The sequence below is a fragment of the Pseudomonas sp. F220 genome, from assembly GCF_057813935.1.
In genome coordinates, this window is record NZ_JBVASJ010000005.1 from 205,586 (window position 1) to 225,238 (window position 19,653).

The window sequence follows — 19,653 nt, forward strand, 5'->3', positions numbered from 1 at the left end:
TCGAGGACGGAGTCCTCGCAAAATGGGTTATTTCGACATATCTGATGAAACGCGCCTGCAGTACTTACGACTGCTGCGCAGCCGAACGCAGGCTGCGCCAGCTGCTACAGGGTCCACGCAACACACCTACCCCGCCTCATTCAAAATCAAACTCCGGTAATGCCCGGGATTGGACCCTGACCACTTGCGAAACGCTTTGTAGAACGAGCTGGTATCGGCAAATCCCAACCGTGTGGCGATCTCGGTGAAGCTGATCTGCGGCTCGGCCAGCCAGAAGATCGCCAGCTCCTTGCGCACGCTGTCCTTGAGCCCTTGGTAGGTCTGGCCTTCTTCGGCCAAACGGCGGCGCAAGGTTGAGGCCGACATGCACAGACGTTGCGCCAGGCTGTCGGTTTCCGGCCAGTGTTCGGCGGGCAGGTGCCGCAGGTCGTTCTTGATCCGGCTGGCCAGACTCTCTGGGTCGCGATACTTGACCAGGATATTGGCCGGCGCATGGGCCAGAAAACGTTTGAGCTCATCGCTGCTGCGCTTGATCGGCAGATCGAGACAATCAGCCGAAAAAATCATCCGCGTTCGCGGTCGATCAAAGCGCAGGTTCTCGGAAAACATCACCTTATAGTCGTCGCAAAAAACCGGCTCCTGGCAACGCAGCTCAATGGCGAGAATCGGAATCCGCCGCCCGGCCAGCCAGCAGGCGACACCGTGAACGATCATCCAGTAGGTGAAATAGGTGAAGGCGCGGCGCGGATCCTTGTCGTCCTCCAGCAGGACGATTTCAGCCAGGCTCTGCTGATGAACAAGCTGTGCGGGCATGTGCTCAAACATCAGCGACAAAAAACCCAGCCCCGACTCCAGCCCCGCTGCCACGGTCAATTGCGCCATCGACGAGCGACAGAGGAACTCCAGGCTGCCGGATTTGAGCTTGCGTGGGTCCATGCCGAAGAATTCATCATCCATACGCCGGGCCAACAAGCGCCACAGGCGTGCATACGAAGTGGCCGGAACACGCGCTTGCGGTTGATCGAGCAGCGCTGGATCTATGCCGACCTTGTTCAGTACTTCATCCGTCGCAGGGCCAGACGCACAACTTTGCAACAACGCTTCGCGCACGAGCTGGATGGAGATGGTGTCTTTTTCCGACATTGACGGTTGCACTGCCCTGCGCAAATGAATGGGGCGGTCATCTTAACGTAGGAGCTGGCGCAGCCTGCGATCTTTTCGGCGCACCACGGAACCTCCGTTCGTTCAGCTTCCGTTCAGGTAAATCTTAATCATCCCCATTTAGTAATGAGTATCATTATGTTACAAATTAGCCCCCATCAATCATTCTCAACGCGGTGCTGAATGCTGGTTCCTTTTTTGATCATGCTGCGCGAAGGCATTGAAGCGGCATTAATCGTTGGCATCATCGCCAGCTACCTCAAGCAAACCGGTCGTGATCAGTGGATGCCCGCCATGTGGATCGGCGTGTTCCTCGCCGCCGCACTGGCTTTTTTGGTCGGTGGCGGCCTGGAACTGGTCAGCGCCGAATTCCCGCAAAAACAGCAGGAGCTCTTCGAAGGCGCGGTCGGACTAATGGCCGTGGCCATTCTGAGCTCCATGGTGTTCTGGATGCGCAAGGTCGCACGCTCGATCAAGCATTCCCTTCATGCCTCCCTCGATCACGCGCTGGCAGGCTCCAGACATCAGATCACGGCGCTGATCGCCATGGTGTTTTTCGCCGTCGCCCGGGAAGGCCTGGAAACGGTGTTCTTCCTGCTCGCGGTGTTCCAGCAAAGCGAAGGCCCGGCCGCGCCGATCGGCGCCCTCCTCGGCTTGATCCTCTCGATTGTCGTGGGCTTTTTGATTTACACCGGCAGCATGCGCCTGAACCTCGGGGCGTTCTTCCGTTGGACCGGACTGTTCATTCTGGTGGTGGCCGCCGGGATCCTGGCCAATTCGGTGCGCGCCCTGCATGAAGCGGGCCTGTGGAATCACCTGCAAACCGTGCTCTTCGATTTCAGCGCGACCTTGCCGATGGATGGCCCGTTAGGCTCGGTACTGGCCGGCATGTTCGGTTACCAGGATGCACCGACCGTCAGCACCTTGGGCGCCTACCTGATTTATCTGGTGGTGACACTGGTGCTGTTCTTCATTCCGGCGGCGCCCAGACCTGCGCCAAGCCAACCCTCTTCCGTTTCCAGCCAGTAAGGGCATTCATGTCAAACCAAGCCTCTCCACAGGCCTCGCCGCCTCGCGCCTTGCGCTGGGCAGTGGCCGGTTCGGTGATCGTGATGATCGCCGCCGGCGGGCTGTTCTACTACGCATCGAAAATGGCCGCCGCCAAGCGCCTGGCCAACCACGACGAGATCACCGTCACCCTCCATCCCCACAGCTGCGAGCCGAATGCCCTGACCCTGCCTGCCGGACGTGCCAGTTTCCGCATTCTTAATCGCTCGGATCGTGCCGTGGAATGGGAAATCCTCGACGGCGTGCTGGTGGTCGAAGAACGCGAAAACATCGTCCCGGGCCTGAGCCAGGTGATCAACGCCAATTTGCGGCCAGGCGATTACGCGATCACCTGCGGCCTGCTGAGTAACCCGCGCGGCACCCTGCACGTGACCCCGACCGCCGAGTCCGAAGCCAATGCCAAGGCGCGTCCATCAATGGTGGCGTTTATCGGCCCGCTGTCGGAGTTTCGGGTTTACCTGAGCAGCCAAAGCAGCGCGTTGATCAAAGCCGTTACGGCCCTTGAACAAGCGATAGAAGCCGGTGACCTGAGTCAGGCTCAAGCGCTGTATGTGCCGGCCAGCGCGGCGTACCAGCGCATTGCAGCGGCCGCTCAGCGCCTGGCCGAGCTGGATCGCGCGATCAACGCTCGCGCTGATTACTTCGAGAAACGCGAGCAAGACACAGGCTTCGTCGGCTTGCATCGCATCGAATACGCACTGTTCCAGCAACGCTCTGTCGATGGCCTGGCCCCCGTTGCTCAACGGTTGCTGAGCGACGTAACCCGCCTCAAGCAACAGTTGATGGCGCAATCGCTGCCACCGGAGCAACTGGTGAGTCTCGTCACCCGGAGCATGCGCAGCATTGCCGACGTGCGCGGCAGCAGCGGTGAAGAAGAACGCTACAGCCATAGCGACCTGAACGGTTTCGCCGCCAACCTGGAAGCCACCCGCAAGGTCGTCGACCTGCTGCGACCGTTGCTGGCCAAGTCCGCCGCTGAGCTGCTGCCACAGATCGACAGCGCCGCCAGCGCACTCGACGCCGAGTTCAATGGCCTGCGCGTGAAAGACGGCTACAGCACTTACGACAGCGTCGGCGCCGAGCAGCGCAAGCAGATCGCCGACAAGGCCAAGGTTCTGGCCGATTTACTCGATGGAATCGATCCCGCCCTTGGCCTTTCCGGCCTGTAGTAGAAGACGAATTCACATGAACGATTCAGATCAATTTTCCGCCCAGCGTCGTCGAGTCCTGCTCGGCATGGGCGCTGCCGGTGTCGCTTTGGCCGGCAGTACCTTGAGCTGCCCGGCCATGGCCGCCAGCCCGTCGCAAGTCACCGAAGCACCGAACAGTGAGAAAACTCACGATCGGCACGACTTTCATGGCAAGCATCAAACCGGCATCGTCACCCCGCGCCCTTCTTGCGGCATGCTGGTGTCCTTCGATGTGCTGGCCAGTGACCGTAAGGACCTGGAGCGCTTGTTCCGCACCCTCAACGAACGCATTGCATTCCTGATGAGCGGCGGCCCGGTGCCGCAGGTCGACTCGAAGTTGCCACCGACAGACTCCGGAATCCTCGGGCCAGTAGTCACCCCGGACAACCTGACCATCACCGTGTCGGTCGGCGAATCGCTGTTCGACGAGCGTTTCGGCCTGAGCGATGCCAAACCCAAGCGGCTGATCCGCATGGTCGGCTTCCCCAACGACGCCCTTGAACCCGATTGCTGCCACGGTGACTTGAGCCTGCAGTTCTGCGCCAACACCGCTGACACCAATATCCACGCTTTGCGCGACATCGTGAAAAACCTCCCCGACCTGCTGCTGGTGCGCTGGAAACAGGAAGGGAGCGTGCCGCCACAAGCCCCGGTGCGCTCCGGTGAACCTGCGCAAAGTGCACGCAACTTTCTCGGTTTCCGTGACGGCTCGGCCAACCCCGACTCCAACAACAGCAACGCCATGGACAAAATTGTCTGGGTTCAACCGGGCAGCGATGAACCGGTCTGGGCGGCCAACGGCAGTTATCAGGCAGTGCGGATCATCCGCAACTTCGTCGAACGTTGGGACCGCACGCCGCTGCAAGAGCAGGAAAGCATCCTCGGTCGAATCAAAAGCACCGGTGCGCCAATGGGCGGCGAGAAGGAAACCCAGGTTCCGGATTACGCCAAAGACCCCCACGGCAAGCTGACCAAGATGGATGCGCACATTCGCCTGGCCAACCCGCGCACCGCAGCGACTCAGGCCAACCTGATCCTGCGTCGGCCCTTCAACTACTCCAACGGCGTGAGCAAGAACGGTCAGTTGAACATGGGCTTGCTGTTCATCTGCTACCAGGCCGACCTGGAGAAAGGCTTTATCACCGTGCAAACCCGGCTCAACGGCGAGCCCCTGGAGGAATACCTGAAGCCGGTGGGCGGCGGTTATTTCTTCACCTTGCCTGGGGTGACCGGCGACAAGGACTTCATCGGTCGCTCGCTGCTCTACGCAACACACCCCAAAACCACGGTTTAACCCCTAAGCACAATAACCTTCCCGGAAAAGTCCCATGAAAAAGTCGCCTCTCGCTTTGTTGCTGACCCTTGGCTTGCTCCACACGCCTCTCTCGGCGTTCGCTGCAACCGCGCCGCTGGAGCTGGTAGGACCGATCTCGGATTACAAAATCTACGTCACCGAACAGCTCGACGAAATGGCCAGCCACACCCAGCAGTTCACCGACGCCGTGAAAAAAGGCGATCTGGCCACCGCCAGGAAACTCTACGCGCCGACCCGGGTTTACTACGAGGCGATCGAGCCGATTGCCTCACTGTTCAGTGACCTCGATGCGTCCATCGATTCGCGTGTCAACGACCATGAGAAAGGCGTCAAGGCCGAGGATTTCACCGGTTTTCACCGCCTTGAATATTCACTGTTCTCCGAGAACAGCACCCAAGGCCTCGGTGAACTGGCCGACGGCCTGAACAACGACGTCAAAGAACTGCAGACCCGTGTGGCCGGCCTGACCTTCCCGCCAGAGAAAGTTGTCGGTGGCGCCGCCTCACTGCTCGAAGAAGTCGCTGCGACCAAGATCGCCGGCGAAGAAGACCGTTACAGCCACACCGATCTGTATGACTTCCAGGGCAACATCGACGGTGCGAAGAAAATCGTCGACCTGTTCCGTCCGCAGCTCGAGAAGCAGGACAAAGCCTTTATCGCCAAAGTCGACAAGAACTTCACCACGGTGAACACGATTCTGGCCAAGTACAAAACAAATGATGGTGGTTTCGAGACTTACGACAAGGTCAAGGAAAACGACCGTAAAGCGCTGATTGGGCCGGTTAATACCTTGGCCGAAGACTTATCGACGTTGCGTGGAAAGCTGGGTCTGAATTAAGAGCAATTGATTTAGCGTCGCCTGAACCGACGCCTCGCGGGCAAGCCTCGCTCCTACAGGTAACGCACTGTTCTTGTAGGAGCGAGGCTTGCCCTCGAATGGATCGAACAGTCACCGAGACTCCCCCCTGCGTATATCCCCCTATTCATGCACTAATAATCCTGTGCCTCCCCCCGTCATATCTATAACGTTCACGGACGCTCAATTTTCACGGAAGACCTCACCATGCCCAATCCAACGGCCACCTGCGACGTGCCGATGACAACCGCCACCTTCAACCTGCGCCCACTGCTGATCGCCAACATGGCCTGCACCATGGCGATGATGGCCTTCGTTTCGTTGATCGGCCCCATCGCTCGCGTACTTGGGCTTGCCACCTGGCAGGCCGGTGCAGCGGTGACCGTCTCCGGGGTGATCTGGATGCTGCTGGCTCGTCCATGGGGCCAAGCCAGCGATCGCTTGGGACGGCGCCGTGTCTTACTGATCGGCACCGGTGGCTTCACCCTGGCCTATTGGGCGCTGTGCGTGTTTATCGACACTTCGCTGCACCTGCTGCCATCGGCACTCGTGGCCTTTATCGGGCTGATGCTCGGGCGCGGTTTGATCGGGGTGTTCTACGCGGCGATTCCGGTTGGCGGCTATGCGTTGATTGCCGACAATATCGAGCCGCAACACCGTGCCCGCGCGATGGCGTCGCTGGGTGCGGCGAACGCCTGCGGGCTGGTGCTTGGACCGGCGATCGCAGCGCTTTTGGCGCGACAAAGCCTGAGCCTGCCGTTCTATGCCATGGCGGTGCTGCCGCTGTTGGCGTTCCTGGTGCTGCTGTTCAAGCTCAAAGGTCAGGAGCTGCACCTCAAACAACCGCCGAAAGCCGTGCACCTCGGCGATCCACGCCTGCGACGACCGCTGGTGGTGGCCTTTGTAGCCATGCTGTGCGTGTCCATTGCGCAGATCACCGTCGGTTTCTACGCCCTCGACAAACTCGGCATGAACCCGGCCGATGCCGCGCAGACAGCCGGGATCGCCCTGACCATGGTCGGCCTGGCGCTGATTTGCTCGCAATTGGTGGTGCGCAAACTGGATTGGCCGCCGCTGAAGATGATCCGCGTCGGCGCGGTAATCGCCGCGACCGGTTTTGCCGGCAGCATGCTGGCCGACACGGCGTGGGGGTTGTGGGCGTGTTTCTTCGTTTCGGCCGCCGGCATGGGCTGGATTTTTCCGTCTTTTGCAGCCCTCGCCGCGAATGCCGTGGAGGCCTCGGAGCAAGGCGCCACCGCCGGTTCCATTGGCGCTGCCCAAGGCTTTGGGGTGGTCATCGGCCCGCTGGCCGGCACCCTGATCTACGCCGTCGATCCGCGCTTGCCGTATCTGGTGGCAGCCGCATTGCTGCTGTTGGTGGCCTGTTGGCCCGCGGCTAAACAAAGCCTCCAGCCACAGGCCCGTTAAGCCTTACAGAATGCGATAGAGCAACCGCTCGATCCGCACCCGGCTGACCCGACGCAGGAATTTGCCGACGGCCGCCGGGTACTCCACCAGGGTTTCCAACTGCTGATAGCGTTCGATGCGGGTGGTGTTGCGGAAAATCTCCGCCAGCTCAGCCTCGCGCGGCTCCATCAGCTCATTTTTCGGGTCATCGATCAGCAAGGCGTTTTCCAGATCCAGGCGGAACGCTCGCGGGTTGAGATTATTACCCGTCAGCAAGGTGTAACGCTGATCGATCCACATGCCCTTGAGGTGATAGGTGTTGTCGCCGTCGCGCCACAGATGCAGGTTCAACTGACCGCTGTCGATCATCCGCTGATGGCGTTTGGCGAAACGTCGCAGACTGATTTCGTAGAGATAAGGAAGCGCGGCGATGACCTTGAACGGCTCACTCGGCGGAATGTAGAAGTCGTTGGCAGTCTTGTCACCGACGATGATGTCAATCTTCACGCCACGCGCCAGCGCCCGGTTTATCTCCCGGGTCACGGGCAGCGGCAGGTTGAAATACGGCGTGCAGATGGTCAGTTGCTGCTGAGCGCTGGCAATCAGCTCACAGATCACCCGGCTCAGCGGGTTGTTCTTGCCGACCCCAAGCAGCGGGCTGACCGACAAACCACCCTTGTTGACGCTACCGGACGTGGTGTCGTAGGCCGCGTGCTTCAGGCGGCTGCGCAGATCACCGATGTCATTGCGCAGGCTGCGGGTGCTCGGCAGGTTCGGCAAGTCGAGGCGGTGGACCGCTCTGGAGGCGATCAGGCCGTGCTCAACGAGGTGCTGCATGGAGTCGGCCAACGCGCGACACTGCAACAGGTGGTAGCGATCAAAACGGTACTTGTCGAACTTGTGCAGGTAGACGTTGTTCAGGCTCGCGCCGCTGTAGATCACGCAGTCATCGATCACAAAGCCCTTGAGGTGCAGTACACCAAACAGCTCGCGGGTCTGCACCGGCACGCCGTACACCGGCACTTCGCTGGTGTGGGTGCGGGTCTGCTCTTGGTACCAGGCCGCATTGCCCGGCTGCTTGCCGGCGCCGATGAGCCCTCGTTGGGCACGCAACCAGTCGACCACTACCACCACATCAAGCTCCGGCCGCGCGGCTTTGGCAGCGTGCAAGGCATCGAGGATTTCCTGGCCGGCTTCATCCTGCTGCAGGTACAGCGCAACGATATAGATGCGCTGCGTCGCCTGGGCGATTCTCTCCAGCAGGCAGCAGCGAAACTCAGCGGCGCCAGAAAGGATGGTGACGGCATCGGCAGTCAGCGGAAAACCGCGCAGTTTTGGCAGCAGGGAGCGTTTGAAAAGCGACGGCATAAGGCTCGCAAAAGGTCGATTCCGAAGAGCGGATGAGCTTACACCATGGATTGCCTTGGGTCTTGTTAGTGTCTGTAAAGGCCCCATCGCGAGCAGGCTCGCTCCCACAGGGGAATGCATTTCAAATGTGGGAGCGAGCCTGCTCGCGATGGCAATTTCACAGGCGCCAAAAATACCCACTCTACCAAGGAGAACGATCGTTCTACTGTTGGGCGCATGAACGATATTACTAGCAACGACACACGCGACATCATTCTGGATGTCACCGAAAAGCTGATCTATAGAAATGGCATCGCTGCCACTGGTTACGCCTATGAATGGCACGACGACTCCGGCAACTGGTACCGTTCTTATGGCAATGAAAACTGGGAATTCGACGACCACGGGCTGATGTCCAATCGGCACGCCTGCATCAACGATATGCCGATCAAGGAAAGCGACCGCAAGTTCCATTGGCCGCTGGGCCGGCGCCCGGATGAGCATCCGGGGTTGTCGGATTTGGATCTTTAGCAACGCCGCAGCTCCTGTAGCAGCTGGCGCAGCCTGCGTCCGGCTGCGAAGCAGTCGTAAAACCTGCACCCCGGTTCTGAACGTTAGATCGGGGAAGCTGGAATCACGACCGCTCCGCGGCCGGACGCAGGCTGCGCCAGCTGCTACATAACGTCGTTCTGCTTTCGTTCAAGCCACCGCTTGCGCCCTCTTCACTCCCGCCTTCGCCTCCAACTCCCGCACCAACGGCAACACCCGCTTGCCGAAGTATTCCACTTCTTCCTGAAAGTGCAGGAACCCCGCCAATACCAAATCCACCCCCACTGCCTTCAATGCCACGATGCGCTCGGCAATCTGTTGCGGGGTGCCGATCAGGTTGGTTTTGAAACCATCGTTGTATTGCACCAGGTCTTCGAAACTGGACTTGGCCCAGTTACCTTCACCTTCTGGCGACGCTTTACCGGCCTGTTTCGCCGCATCGCCAAAGGCATTCACCGCCTCCGGGTCGGCCTTGTCGATGATTTCCGCCAACACCGCGCGGGCTTCTTCTTCGGTGTCACGGGCGATGACAAACGCATTCACCCCGACCTTCACCGAGTGATTGTTGGCTGCAGCCTTGGCGCGAATGTCATCGACCTGGGCCTTGATCCCTTCCGGCGTATTGCCATTGGTGAAGTACCAGTCGGAGACTCGCGCCGCCATGTCCCGCGCGGCTCGCGAGCTGCCACCCTGGAAGATCTCCGGATGCGGCAGGCCCAATGGTTTGGGTTTGAGGGTGTAATCGTTGAAGCGATAGAAGTCGCCCTTGAAGGTGAAGTTGTCCTGGGTCCAGATACCTTTCAATGCGCGGATGAACTCCTCGGAACGGCGATAGCGCTCGTCATGCTCCAGCCAATGCTCGCCAATCGCCTGAAACTCGCCCTTGAACCAGCCACTGACGATATTCACCGCGACCCGGCCATTGGTCAGTTGATCGATAGTCGCCAGTTGCTTGGCCGCGAGTGCCGGCTGCCACGGGCCCGGCAGGATCGCTGCGATCACTTTGAGCGTGGTGGTCGTCGCCAGCAGCGCGTGACTGAACGCGACCGATTCATGCTGATACTCGGCACCGTAGCCGGCGGTGAAGCGAATCTGTGTCAGGGCGTATTCGAAACCGGCCTCTTCGGCCAGTTGCGCCAGCTTACGGTTGTAATCGATGCCCCAATGGGTCCGTTGCTCGATCTTGCTGACCACCAGCCCGCCGCTGACGTTCGGCACCCAGTAGGCAAATTTAACGGCTTGCTGACTCATAGGTTTGTCCTCGGGACTTGGGAGTGTCCCAGGTCTAGAGCAGCAACCGTGCCAGCGGCTATCGCGATGCTCTTGATAGCCGTTAGCAGCCTTCGGCAGCGGCTACAGGTGATGGCGTACCGGTCGGGAACAGGTCGTTTTGTTGAAATACTGTTGGCTGTGAAACAGTTGAACGTCGATCAAGACCCGCACGCCCCCGTTAATCCGGCACTCGGCTCCTCGGCATGGACTGTGCAATCCCCTTGGCAGACCCGATCCAAGGAGCTGTCCCATGACCGAACATCATGTCATCAACCCGCTGTCCATCGGCACTGACTACGAAGCGCTGGCCGAGCGTTTCCGGCCGATTTTCACTCGTATTGCCGCTGGTGCGCTGGAGCGAGAGCAGTCGCGCAGTTTGCCTTTCGAACCGATCCAATGGCTCAAGGAGGCCGGTTTCGGCGCGGTACGCGTGCCAGTGGAGCACGGCGGTGGTGGCGCGTCCCTGCCGCAATTGTTCCAACTATTGATCGAGCTGGCCGAAGCGGATTCAAACGTGCCACAAGCCTTGCGCGGGCATTTTGCCTTTGCCGAGGATCGTTTGAATGCCGCGCCGGGACCGGGCCGGGATGTCTGGTTCAAACGCTTCGTCAGCGGCGATATCGTCGGCTGTGCCTGGACCGAGATCGGCAGCGTGACCCTAGGCGAAGTCATCACCAACGTCTCGCCCCACGGTGACCGGTGGCGACTCAATGGTGAGAAGTTCTACAGCACCGGGAGCCTTTTTTCTGACTGGATCGACGTCTACGCCCAGCGCAGCGACACCGGCGGCGACGTAATCGTCGCCGTGCGCACCCGCCAGCCGGGAATCGTGCAGAGCGATGACTGGGACGGTTTCGGTCAACGCACCACCGGCAGCGGCACTTCACGGTTTATCGATGCTGAGGTGGAGGCCGAAAACATCATCGACTTCTCCACCCGCTTCAAATACCAGACCGCCTTCTATCAGCTAGTGCTGTTAGCCACCCTGGCCGGAATCGGCCGCGCAGCCGTGCGCGACGTCGCCCATCAGGTCCGTGAGCGCAAACGCATCTACAGCCACGGCAACGCACCGCGGGTCAGCGAGGACGCACAAGTGCAGCAAGTGGTCGGGGAAATCGCAGCACTGGTGTATGCCGCCGAAGCCAGTGCGCTGCGTGCGGCTGAACCGGCGCAACGGGCTTATCTGGCTCGTTTCGCCGGTGATGAGGCGGCGGAACGCACAGCGAATGTTGCGGCAGAAATCGAATCGGCCAAGGCCCAGGTGGTGGTCTCGGAACTGATCCAGCGCGCCACCAGTGAGTTGTTCAACGCCCTCGGTGCTTCGGATATTCGCGAAGGCAAGTCCCTGGACCGACATTGGCGTAACGCGCGGACCGTGTCGTCTCACAACCCGGTGATCTACAAGGCGCGGATTATCGGAGACTGGGCAATCAACGGGACCGAACCGCCGTTTGTGTGGCAGATAGGGAATGGGCCTGAGCGTACGTAATGTAGCGTCTGGAAATATGTCATCGCGAGCAAGCTCGCTCCCACAGGGGAACGCATTTCAAATGTAGGAGCGAGCTTGCTCGCGATTAGGCCGGACGGGTCGCTGCAAAGGCTGGATATGGGTAAGATATCGGGCTTTCGCGCAGCCTCTTCTGCGCCCCGCCGAATAAGTCGACCCCCATGCCTTTCGAACTCAGCGTAGACCTCGCCACCCTCGCCATCCTTATCCTTGTTGCCTTCATTGCCGGTTTCATCGATGCCATCGCTGGCGGCGGCGGCTTGCTCACTACCCCGGCCTTGCTCACCGCCGGTTTGCCGCCACACCTGGTGTTGGGCACCAACAAGCTCAGTTCCACCTTCGGCTCGGCCACCGCCAGCTTCACTTTCTACCGACGCAAACTGTTCCACCCGCGCCAGTGGGTGCACGCGATTGTCGGGACGTTGGTGGGGGCTTTGGTTGGCGCAATTGTGGCGCATTACCTGCCGGCCGAGTGGCTGAACAAGATGCTGCCGGTGATCGTCTTCGCGTGTGGTGTGTACCTGCTGTTTGGCGGCACGCCAAAAGCGCCGCTGGACAGTGACGCGCCCATCAAGAAGAAGTGGCAGTCGACCCAAGGTTTTGGCCTGGGTTTCTACGACGGTGTGGCCGGCCCCGGTACCGGTGCGTTCTGGACCGTCAGCAGCCTGCTGCTGTACCCCATCGACCTGGTCAAGGCCAGTGGCGTGGCGCGGAGCATGAACTTCGTCAGTAACATCGCAGCGCTGTCGGTGTTCGTGTTTTCTGGCCAAGTGGACTGGATCATCGGCCTGAGCATGGGCCTGTCGGTGATGGTTGGGGCGTTCTTCGGTGCGCGCACCGCCATCAGCGGCGGTGCAAAGTTCATTCGCCCGGTGTTCATCACCGTGGTGCTGGGTTTGACTGTGCGCCTAGCCTGGCAACACTGGTTCAGCATGGCCTAAGCGGCGCGCCACATAAATATCGATGAGGTAGCGGGCAATCGAGCGCGACGCCGGCAACGGCGGCAGCGCATGAATGTTGAACCATTGCGCATCTTCGATTTCGTCTTCCTGCGGCACGATCTCGCCACCGGCGTACTCGGCATGGAACCCCAGCATCATCGAGTGTGGGAACGGCCAGCACTGGCTGCCCATGTACTGGATGTTCTTTACCTCGATCTGCACCTCTTCACGCACTTCACGAATCAGGCAATCCTCGGCGGACTCCCCTGGCTCGGCGAATCCGGCCAGGGTGCTGTAGACCCCGGGGACAAAACGTGGCGAGCGCGCCAGTAAAACCTCGTCTCCGCGGGTGATCAACACGATCATGCTCGGCGAAATCCGTGGGTAATGGCGCAGGTCGCACGGCTCGCAGTACATCGCCCGCTCGCGTGGAATTTGCTGCATGGCCTGACCACAGTTGCCGCAGAAGCGATGCTCGCGTGCCCAGGTGCCGATTTGCGCGGCATAACCCAGCACTTTGTAGACGGTGTGATCGCCCTCGAGCATGAACGCCCGTAGACCTTGCCAGCGGCAACCCGGCACCTCGGATGAGCTCTTCAGCTCCAGCAGGTAAACCGGTTCGCCGTCCAGATGGCCGATGCCATGTTCCGCCAGAATCGACAGGTCCTGACGCTTGAGCCATTCGCGTGGGAACAGCGCGCCGTTGTCATCGAACAAAAAACCGTCGCTGCTGCGGGCCACGGCCCAGCCGCCGGGAACGTCGGTATCGAGTACTGCGGTGGTCCAGCGTGAAGTCATTTTTTATCAATCCAGAAATTCGGGTTTCTGCTTGCTCATTTGCGCGGCCATTGCCAGACGCAGATCAGTGGATTGCAGCATAGCGGCGTTCCAGGTCGCAACGTATTCCAGTCCGTCGTTGATGCTGTGATCGCGCATGTAGCTGATCATCTCTTTAGTCCCGGCAATCGCAATCGGCGACTTGGCGGCAATTTCCCGAGCGATGCTCATCACACCGTCGAGCAGGTTGGACGCATCACGGTAGGTGCGGTTGACCAGGCCAATGCTACGCGCTTCTTCAGCACCAATGGTACGCCCGGTGTAAGCCATTTCACGCAGCATGCCGTCACCAATGATCCTTGGCAAACGTTGCAAAGTGCCGACATCGGCGGCCATGCCCATGTCGATTTCCTTGATCGAGAACTGCGCGTCTTCGGCGGCGTAACGCATGTCGCAGGCCGCAATCAGGTCGATGGCGCCGCCCAGACAATAACCCTGAATCGCTGCGAGTACCGGTTTTCGGCAGTTGTCGACGGCATTGAACGAGGCTTGCAGTTGCAGGATCTTGCGCCGCAGCAGACGCGCGTTACGACCGACATCCTTGCCCAGCTCATTGGCCACCGAAGCCAGCATCATCAGGTCGATACCGGACGAGAAGTGTTTACCCGCCCCACTGAGCACCACCACCCGGACTTCATCGGTGTCATCGATCCATTGGAATATCTCGATGATTTCGGTCCAGAACACCGCGTTCATTGAGTTGATCTTTTCCGGACGGTTGATCTGCACATGGGCGATGTTGTCCGTCAGTTCGACGCGAAAGGCTTGGTATTCGGACATGGCAGTGATCCTTACTGGGACTGAAAATGAGGGCCGAACTATAACAAGGCATCGCGGTTGGCAGTAAGGCAGTGCATCGGCCAAAAGCGGGACTCTCAGGCCTTCACAGGCCCCTGTAGCAGCTGGCGGAGCCTGCGTCCGGCCGCGAAGCGGCCGTAGTTCGGCAATCGCGGTTAGCCTGGAGAAATGCGAAGTCTGATTCTACGACCGCTGCCCGGCCGGACGCAGCCTTCGGCAGCTGCTACAGGGATATGCGCCGATATTCACGATGTGCATGAATAATTATCCGCCGTCAGGTGTTCTCTGTCTGTGAGTCCTTTAATTCATCTATCCCATCGACCGGAGCACCACCGATGAATACCCGCCGCGCTATTTTCACTGCCCCGCTGCTGCTCGCCGGTTGTCTGGCGGCAGCGTTATCCAGCTCCATGGTTTTGGCCATGGGCGGTGACAACGCCCCGGCCAAACCCCAATGCCCGAAAGGCAAGGTCTGGGACACCCGCAGCAAAGGCTGCGTGAGCCAACAAAGCAGCCTGGCTCCGGACGAAGAGCGCACCGATTATGCGTATCGGCTGGCCAAGGACGGTCGCTATGAAGAAGCCCTGGCCCTGCTCGACACCCTCAAACAACCGTACACCGCCAAAGCCCTGAACTACCGCGGCTACGCCACGCGCAAACTGGGCCGCACCGACGAAGGCATTGGCTACTACTTGCAATCGGTCAAACTCGATCCGCACTATGCTCAGGTGCGTGAATACCTCGGCGAGGCCTATGTGATCAAAGGCCGGCTGGACCTGGCGCAGGAGCAGTTGCAGACCATCAAGTCGATTTGCAGCACCACCTGTGAGGAATACAAGGACCTGGCCGAAGCGATCACCGATTCGTCAAAAACCTGAAACCCGTTCTAACCGCAATGGCGGAGGCCGCTATCGCCAGCGATCAGGCAATACGAGCAGAGCTGGGCCAACATCTGGCGCATTTATGGCGTTATGGCCTGGTGTTGTCTCGGCAACGGCATGTGGCTGAAGATCTGGTGCAGGCCACCTGCGTGCGGGCCCTGGAGCGTGCAGGGCAGTTTGTGCCGGGCACGCGCATGGATCGCTGGTTGCTGAGTATTCTGCATTCGATCTGGCTCAACGAGGTGCGCGCGCAAAGGGTGCGCCAGGGCCAGGGCTTCGTCGACGCGGACAGCGTCCTGTCGTTCGACGGAGAACACGCAGCGCAGACCCACGTGCTGGCCGCACAAGTGATCAAACGCGTCGACGCCTTGCCTGAGGCGCAACGCGAAACGGTGTTTCTGGCCTATGTCGAGGGTTTGTCTTACCGGGAAGTCGCCGAGGTCCTCGCGGTCCCCATCGGCACCGTCATGAGCCGTCTGGCTACCGCTCGTTTGAAGCTGGCCGAACATCCGCCCCTGCATTCAGTGCCTACCACCTCGACAGGAGAACGGCGATGACTGACCAGCGCTCGCAACAAACACCCTCGGATGAACAGCTAGTGGCCTACCTCGATGGTCAGTTGAGTGCCGAGGACCGGGTCCAGATCGATTCTGCGCTGGCCAATGACGAAACCCTGGAACAGCGTCTTGAGTGGCTGTCGCGCAGTGATCTGCCCTTCCAGAGCGCTTATGCGGATTTACTCGATCAGGCGCCGCAGGACAGGCTGACAGCGATGCTCAATGCCTTGCCGTCGCCTGCTACCGACGCTGCGCTGAGCCGACGTCGTTTCATCGCGGCGGCGGCGGGTTTTCTGGTTGCAGGCATCGCGGCCGATCGGCTGTTTCTCGGCTGGCAGGCGGCCGAACAGAAAAACCGCGCTAACTGGCGTGCGTTGGTGGCCGACTACATGGCCCTCTACGTTCCGCAAACCCTGGATCACCTGCCCGACGACGAAGCCTCCCAACGCGCGCAATTACACACCATCGACCAACGCCTGGGCCTGACGCTGGAACCGGCGCAACTGGCGCTCCAGCGGCCTACGCTCAAACGCGCGCAACTGCTCGAATACGATGGCGTGCCCATTGCCCAGATCACGTATCTAGACCCGGTCAATGGCCCGTTAGCGCTGTGCATCACCTTCTCGAAAACCGGTATTCATCCCCTCGCGCATGAGCAACGGCACGGGATGAACATTGTCTACTGGTCCGACATGGATCACGCTTTTATGGTAATCGGGCATAACCCGGCGTCGGAGCTTGAGGCCATGGCACAGTTGTTTAGAAGCCGGATCAGTGTTTGAGCGCAGTTACTACTATGCTGGACATCTTACTTCCAAGGAGGATCACTGCATGACAACCACCACGGTTCAATGGAAACCACTCGGTACAACCCGCAACCGCAGTGCGTTGCTCGTCATCGATATGCAAAACGATTTTATTCCCGGCGGCCAACTGGCGGTGCCTGGGGGCGATGTGATTGTTGCGCTGATCAATCGCATTGCTAGCCACTTCAAACAAGTGGTCATCGCTCAGGACTGGCACCCGGCCGGACATGCCTCGTTCGCCTCCAGCCATCCGGGGCGCAAGCCTTACGACAGCGTTCAGCTGCCTTACGGTGCGCAAACGCTCTGGCCTGATCACTGTATACAAGCGAGCCACGGCGCCGAGCTTCACGCCGATTTGAATCTGCCCCACGCGCAACTGATCATCCGCAAAGGCTGCAATCCTGACATCGACAGCTATTCGGCCTTTGTCGAAGCCGATCACACAACCACCACCGGACTGGCCGCTTATCTGAAAGCGCGTGGGATCGACACGGTCTATCTGGTCGGACTGGCGCTGGATTTTTGTGTGATGTATTCGGCGCTCGATGCTAGGGCGGCCGGGTTCAACACTTTTGTGGTGGTGGATGCCTGCAGAGCGATTGATAGGGACGGCTCACTGGCCGAGGCCACACAGCGAATGCAAGCGGCTGGCGTGCGGTTGATCACGACGAGCGATGTGGAGAGTGCGACGGCGTTTTTGTAAGAAATCCTGGACTGATGGTTTGCTGTGAGCCGTGCATTTTCGTCTCCCCCTAAAACACCCCTCACCCCAGCCCTCTCCCCAGAGGGGCGAGGGAGCAGAATGTAGGTTTCTGAGGGGGTGCTGCGACCTGAAAGTAATATGTTGAATCCATAGTCGACTCGGTTTCACAGGTCGCAGCAGCTCGGTTGACACTCAAGATCAGCCCCCTCGCCCCTCTGGGGAGAGGGCCGGGGTGAGGGGTGGTTTTTTGAGCATGGCGAACACTCTGAAGCTTTCCTCGCAAAAATGACGTTTAACTGACCGGCACGAGGGCATGCCTGCGCTGGACCTCGAAGCGGTCCTGAAATCAGCGACTCACCCCGCTGCCGGCAACCACAACCTGAACCGCGCCCCGCCCAGCGGTGATGGCTCGGCCGTGAGGGTACCGCCCTGGGCTTCCAGCGCTCGGCGGCTGATGGCCAGGCCCAGGCCGAAGCCGCCAGTGGCGCGGTCGCGGCTGCGGTCCAGTCGATAGAAGGGTTCGAAGATCCGTTCGCGCTCGTCGTGGGGAATACCGATGCCGTCGTCGTCGACCCAGATTTCGCAACCCTTGGCGCATACCTGAACCCCTACCTGAATCCGCCGCTCGCAATAACGCATGGCATTGAGCAGCAGGTTCTGTATCGCCCTAGCGGTCAACCGTGGATCGAGGGTGAAACGCTCGAGCGTGCCGTGCAGCAAGACGTCGATGACGATGTCGGGCGATTCCAGCTCTTCATCAACGCTGCCCAGAATACTGTCGATGAACTCGTCAAGGGACACTTCCACCTGCTCCGGCACCTGAGCCGGGTTCTGCAGGCGGCTGTAGGACAGCAGCTCCAGCACCAACTCATCCAGTTCGCGAATGTGCGCGACCAAACCCTGCAAGCGCTCGCGGCTGGCCGCCGGCAAGTCGTCGGACAGCGCCAGCGCCAGGCCGAAATCGAGCCGGGTCAGCGGCGTGCGCAGTTCGTGGGACACGGCGTTGAGCAGGTCCCGCTGCTGATTCAGCAGGTTTTCAATGTCACCGGCCATGGTGTCGAACACATTGGCCAGGCTGCCGATGTTCGAACTGGGAGGGATTTGCGTACGCTCGCTCAAATGGCCCTTGCCAAAGCGCTCGGCAGTTCCTCTCAAGCGTTCCAGATCACGCCAGTGCGGACGCAGCCACATCAGCAGGCACGCGAGCAACGCCGCGCCGATCAGCACATTGATACTCCAGTACAGCAAATTGACGTCCAACGGGTCCGGCGGAACGATCAGCTTGACCACCCTCTGTTCATCCAGCGGCGCAACGGCCAATGTGCGCGAACCCCAATCCCCCATACGGACCACTTTCTCGCCACGCTGCAAACGCTCGATTTCGTAGGCGCTGAAATCCGCGTCGTCGTTGCGTACCACCGCCACCTGCAACGGCCGGAACTCCTTGTCCATCTCGGCCGCCAACGCCTGCCATTGCTCGGGCGGCACTGCGTGAAACTGTTTGACGATGAGGTTTTGCACGCCACGGGACTGGTCGAGGTTGTAGTTCAGAAAGCGCTCGTGGAAGACCTTGATCACCAGGTCCGGGATCAAATAGATCGCCGCGCTGAAAGTGACGATGGTGATCAGGTACAGCCGAATCAGGATTTTCAGCATCGGCTCAGCATTCCCATTCGGAACGACTGAACAGGTACCCCTTGCCCCACACGGTTTTGATTTTGCGGGCTTCGCCGGCGTGATCGTCGAACTTGCGCCGCAACTTGGAGATGGCCACGTCCACCGAGCGGTCGGTGCCGTTGAACTCGATGCCGCGCAGGCGTTGCAGAATCTGATCACGACTCAGGACTTCACCGGCGTGGCGGGCCAGCACCACCAACAGGTTGTACTCGCCGCTGGACAGCTCCACCGGTTGCTCGCGCCAGGTCACGGTGCGCTCCGTCAAGTCGATGCACAGATTGCCCATAAGGATCCGGTCACTGGCGGTTTGCGGCTCGCTGAGACTGCTGCGACGCAGCAAGGTCCGCACTCGCGCCAACAGAACACGCGGTTCACAGGGTTTGGTGACGTAATCGTCGGCGCCCATTTCCAGGCCCAGAACTTGATCGTGACTGTCGTCGCGGGCGGTCAGCATCAGGATTGGCAGAGTCGCCGAATCGGCGCGCAGCAAGCGGCAGACTTGCAGCCCATCGAGGCCCGGCAGCATCAGATCGAGGATCACCAGATCCGGTGGATCGACTCGCGCACGCTCACGCACGTGATCGCCGCGGCTGATCACGCTGACCTGATAGCCGTTGCGTTCAAGGTAGCTGGCGATCAGTTCGGAGAGCGCAGTGTCGTCTTCGACCAAGAGGATGTTGGGCATGGGTGTTCCAGAAAGTACTGTGGCATCTGATAAGCCGCCATCGCGAGCAGGCTCGCTCCCACAAGGGATCTCAGTGGACACAGATTCTGTGAACAC

Annotated in this window: 19 protein-coding genes; 12 read left to right on the plus strand and 7 right to left on the minus strand. The window is 60.0% G+C overall.

Annotated features, from left to right (window positions below):
- Nucleotides 1-126: 126 nt before the first annotated feature.
- Nucleotides 127-1,143, minus strand: a complete 1,017-nt coding sequence (locus ACZYSM_RS07625) for an AraC family transcriptional regulator (protein ID WP_489070383.1) — start codon at nucleotides 1,141-1,143, stop codon at nucleotides 127-129.
- A gap of 201 nt (nucleotides 1,144-1,344) precedes the next feature.
- Between ACZYSM_RS07625 and efeU the strand changes: the two genes are divergently transcribed.
- From efeU to ACZYSM_RS07650, 5 genes are all read left to right on the plus strand, one after another.
- Nucleotides 1,345-2,190, plus strand: a complete 846-nt coding sequence (gene efeU, locus ACZYSM_RS07630) for an iron uptake transporter permease EfeU (protein ID WP_489070385.1) — start codon at nucleotides 1,345-1,347, stop codon at nucleotides 2,188-2,190.
- Nucleotides 2,191-2,198: 8 nt separating this feature from the next.
- Nucleotides 2,199-3,398 carry an iron uptake system protein EfeO gene (gene efeO / locus ACZYSM_RS07635; RefSeq protein WP_489070387.1) on the plus strand — a complete coding sequence of 400 codons (1,200 nt, stop codon included), beginning with the start codon at nucleotides 2,199-2,201 and terminating at the stop codon, nucleotides 3,396-3,398.
- A 16-nt stretch (nucleotides 3,399-3,414) separates the two neighbouring features.
- Nucleotides 3,415-4,713, plus strand: a complete 1,299-nt coding sequence (gene efeB / locus ACZYSM_RS07640) for an iron uptake transporter deferrochelatase/peroxidase subunit (RefSeq protein ID WP_489070389.1) — start codon at nucleotides 3,415-3,417, stop codon at nucleotides 4,711-4,713.
- A 34-nt stretch (nucleotides 4,714-4,747) separates the two neighbouring features.
- Complete coding sequence (efeO, locus tag ACZYSM_RS07645) at nucleotides 4,748-5,572, plus strand: iron uptake system protein EfeO (RefSeq protein ID WP_489070391.1); 825 nt, start codon at nucleotides 4,748-4,750, stop codon at nucleotides 5,570-5,572.
- A 225-nt stretch (nucleotides 5,573-5,797) separates the two neighbouring features.
- Nucleotides 5,798-7,018 (plus strand): MFS transporter, encoded by a 1,221-nt coding sequence (locus ACZYSM_RS07650; RefSeq protein WP_489070392.1) that lies wholly within the window; start codon nucleotides 5,798-5,800, stop codon nucleotides 7,016-7,018.
- Between the two features lie 3 nt (nucleotides 7,019-7,021).
- On the opposite strand, the gene pssA is transcribed toward ACZYSM_RS07650, so the two are convergent.
- Nucleotides 7,022-8,365 carry a CDP-diacylglycerol--serine O-phosphatidyltransferase gene (gene pssA / locus ACZYSM_RS07655; RefSeq protein WP_489070394.1) on the minus strand — a complete coding sequence of 448 codons (1,344 nt, stop codon included), beginning with the start codon at nucleotides 8,363-8,365 and terminating at the stop codon, nucleotides 7,022-7,024.
- 216 nt (nucleotides 8,366-8,581) lie between these two features.
- Between pssA and ACZYSM_RS07660 the strand changes: the two genes are divergently transcribed.
- On the plus strand, nucleotides 8,582-8,875 hold the full coding sequence (locus ACZYSM_RS07660; protein WP_489070396.1) for a DUF1348 family protein: 294 nt from the start codon (nucleotides 8,582-8,584) through the stop codon (nucleotides 8,873-8,875).
- Nucleotides 8,876-9,043: 168 nt separating this feature from the next.
- On the opposite strand, the gene sfnG is transcribed toward ACZYSM_RS07660, so the two are convergent.
- The gene (gene sfnG, locus ACZYSM_RS07665; RefSeq protein WP_489070398.1) at nucleotides 9,044-10,144 is read right to left on the minus strand and encodes a dimethylsulfone monooxygenase SfnG; all 1,101 of its coding nucleotides are present in this window, start codon (nucleotides 10,142-10,144) and stop codon (nucleotides 9,044-9,046) included.
- Between the two features lie 271 nt (nucleotides 10,145-10,415).
- On the opposite strand from sfnG, the gene ACZYSM_RS07670 reads away from it, so the two are divergent.
- Nucleotides 10,416-11,654 carry an acyl-CoA dehydrogenase family protein gene (locus ACZYSM_RS07670; RefSeq protein WP_489070400.1) on the plus strand — a complete coding sequence of 413 codons (1,239 nt, stop codon included), beginning with the start codon at nucleotides 10,416-10,418 and terminating at the stop codon, nucleotides 11,652-11,654.
- A 179-nt stretch (nucleotides 11,655-11,833) separates the two neighbouring features.
- On the plus strand, nucleotides 11,834-12,613 hold the full coding sequence (locus ACZYSM_RS07675) for a TSUP family transporter (RefSeq protein ID WP_489070402.1): 780 nt from the start codon (nucleotides 11,834-11,836) through the stop codon (nucleotides 12,611-12,613).
- On the opposite strand, the gene nudC is transcribed toward ACZYSM_RS07675, so the two are convergent.
- Both nudC and ACZYSM_RS07685 read right to left on the minus strand, forming a co-directional pair.
- Nucleotides 12,581-13,411, minus strand: a complete 831-nt coding sequence (nudC, locus tag ACZYSM_RS07680) for an NAD(+) diphosphatase (RefSeq protein ID WP_489070404.1) — start codon at nucleotides 13,409-13,411, stop codon at nucleotides 12,581-12,583. The genes ACZYSM_RS07675 and nudC overlap by 33 nt on opposite strands.
- Nucleotides 13,412-13,417: 6 nt before the next feature.
- A complete protein-coding gene (locus tag ACZYSM_RS07685; protein ID WP_489070406.1) occupies nucleotides 13,418-14,230 on the minus strand; it encodes a crotonase/enoyl-CoA hydratase family protein in 813 nt (270 codons plus the stop codon).
- A gap of 353 nt (nucleotides 14,231-14,583) precedes the next feature.
- Here ACZYSM_RS07685 and ACZYSM_RS07690 point away from each other — a divergent pair, with 353 nt between their 5' ends.
- Genes ACZYSM_RS07690 through pncA form a run of 4 tightly spaced genes read left to right on the plus strand, consistent with a single transcriptional unit; the run spans nucleotide 14,584 to nucleotide 17,195 of the window.
- On the plus strand, nucleotides 14,584-15,126 hold the full coding sequence (locus tag ACZYSM_RS07690) for a tetratricopeptide repeat protein (protein ID WP_489070408.1): 543 nt from the start codon (nucleotides 14,584-14,586) through the stop codon (nucleotides 15,124-15,126).
- Between the two features lie 17 nt (nucleotides 15,127-15,143).
- A complete protein-coding gene (locus tag ACZYSM_RS07695; RefSeq protein WP_489070410.1) occupies nucleotides 15,144-15,686 on the plus strand; it encodes an RNA polymerase sigma factor in 543 nt (180 codons plus the stop codon).
- Entirely contained in the window at nucleotides 15,683-16,468 is a 786-nt protein-coding gene (locus tag ACZYSM_RS07700) for an anti-sigma factor family protein (protein ID WP_489070412.1), read from the plus strand. Before ACZYSM_RS07695 ends, ACZYSM_RS07700 begins: the two co-directional genes overlap by 4 nt.
- 49 nt (nucleotides 16,469-16,517) lie before the next feature.
- Nucleotides 16,518-17,195 (plus strand): bifunctional nicotinamidase/pyrazinamidase, encoded by a 678-nt coding sequence (gene pncA, locus ACZYSM_RS07705; RefSeq protein ID WP_489070455.1) that lies wholly within the window; start codon nucleotides 16,518-16,520, stop codon nucleotides 17,193-17,195.
- Nucleotides 17,196-17,549: 354 nt separating this feature from the next.
- Here the strand turns inward: pncA and ACZYSM_RS07710 are convergent, their stop codons facing one another.
- Together ACZYSM_RS07710 and ACZYSM_RS07715 are read right to left on the minus strand one after the other, a co-directional pair.
- Complete coding sequence (locus tag ACZYSM_RS07710; protein WP_489070414.1) at nucleotides 17,550-18,851, minus strand: ATP-binding protein; 1,302 nt, start codon at nucleotides 18,849-18,851, stop codon at nucleotides 17,550-17,552.
- A 4-nt stretch (nucleotides 18,852-18,855) separates the two neighbouring features.
- Nucleotides 18,856-19,557, minus strand: coding sequence for a response regulator (locus tag ACZYSM_RS07715; RefSeq protein WP_489070416.1), 702 nt, complete (start codon nucleotides 19,555-19,557; stop codon nucleotides 18,856-18,858).
- Nucleotides 19,558-19,653: the final 96 nt, after the last annotated feature.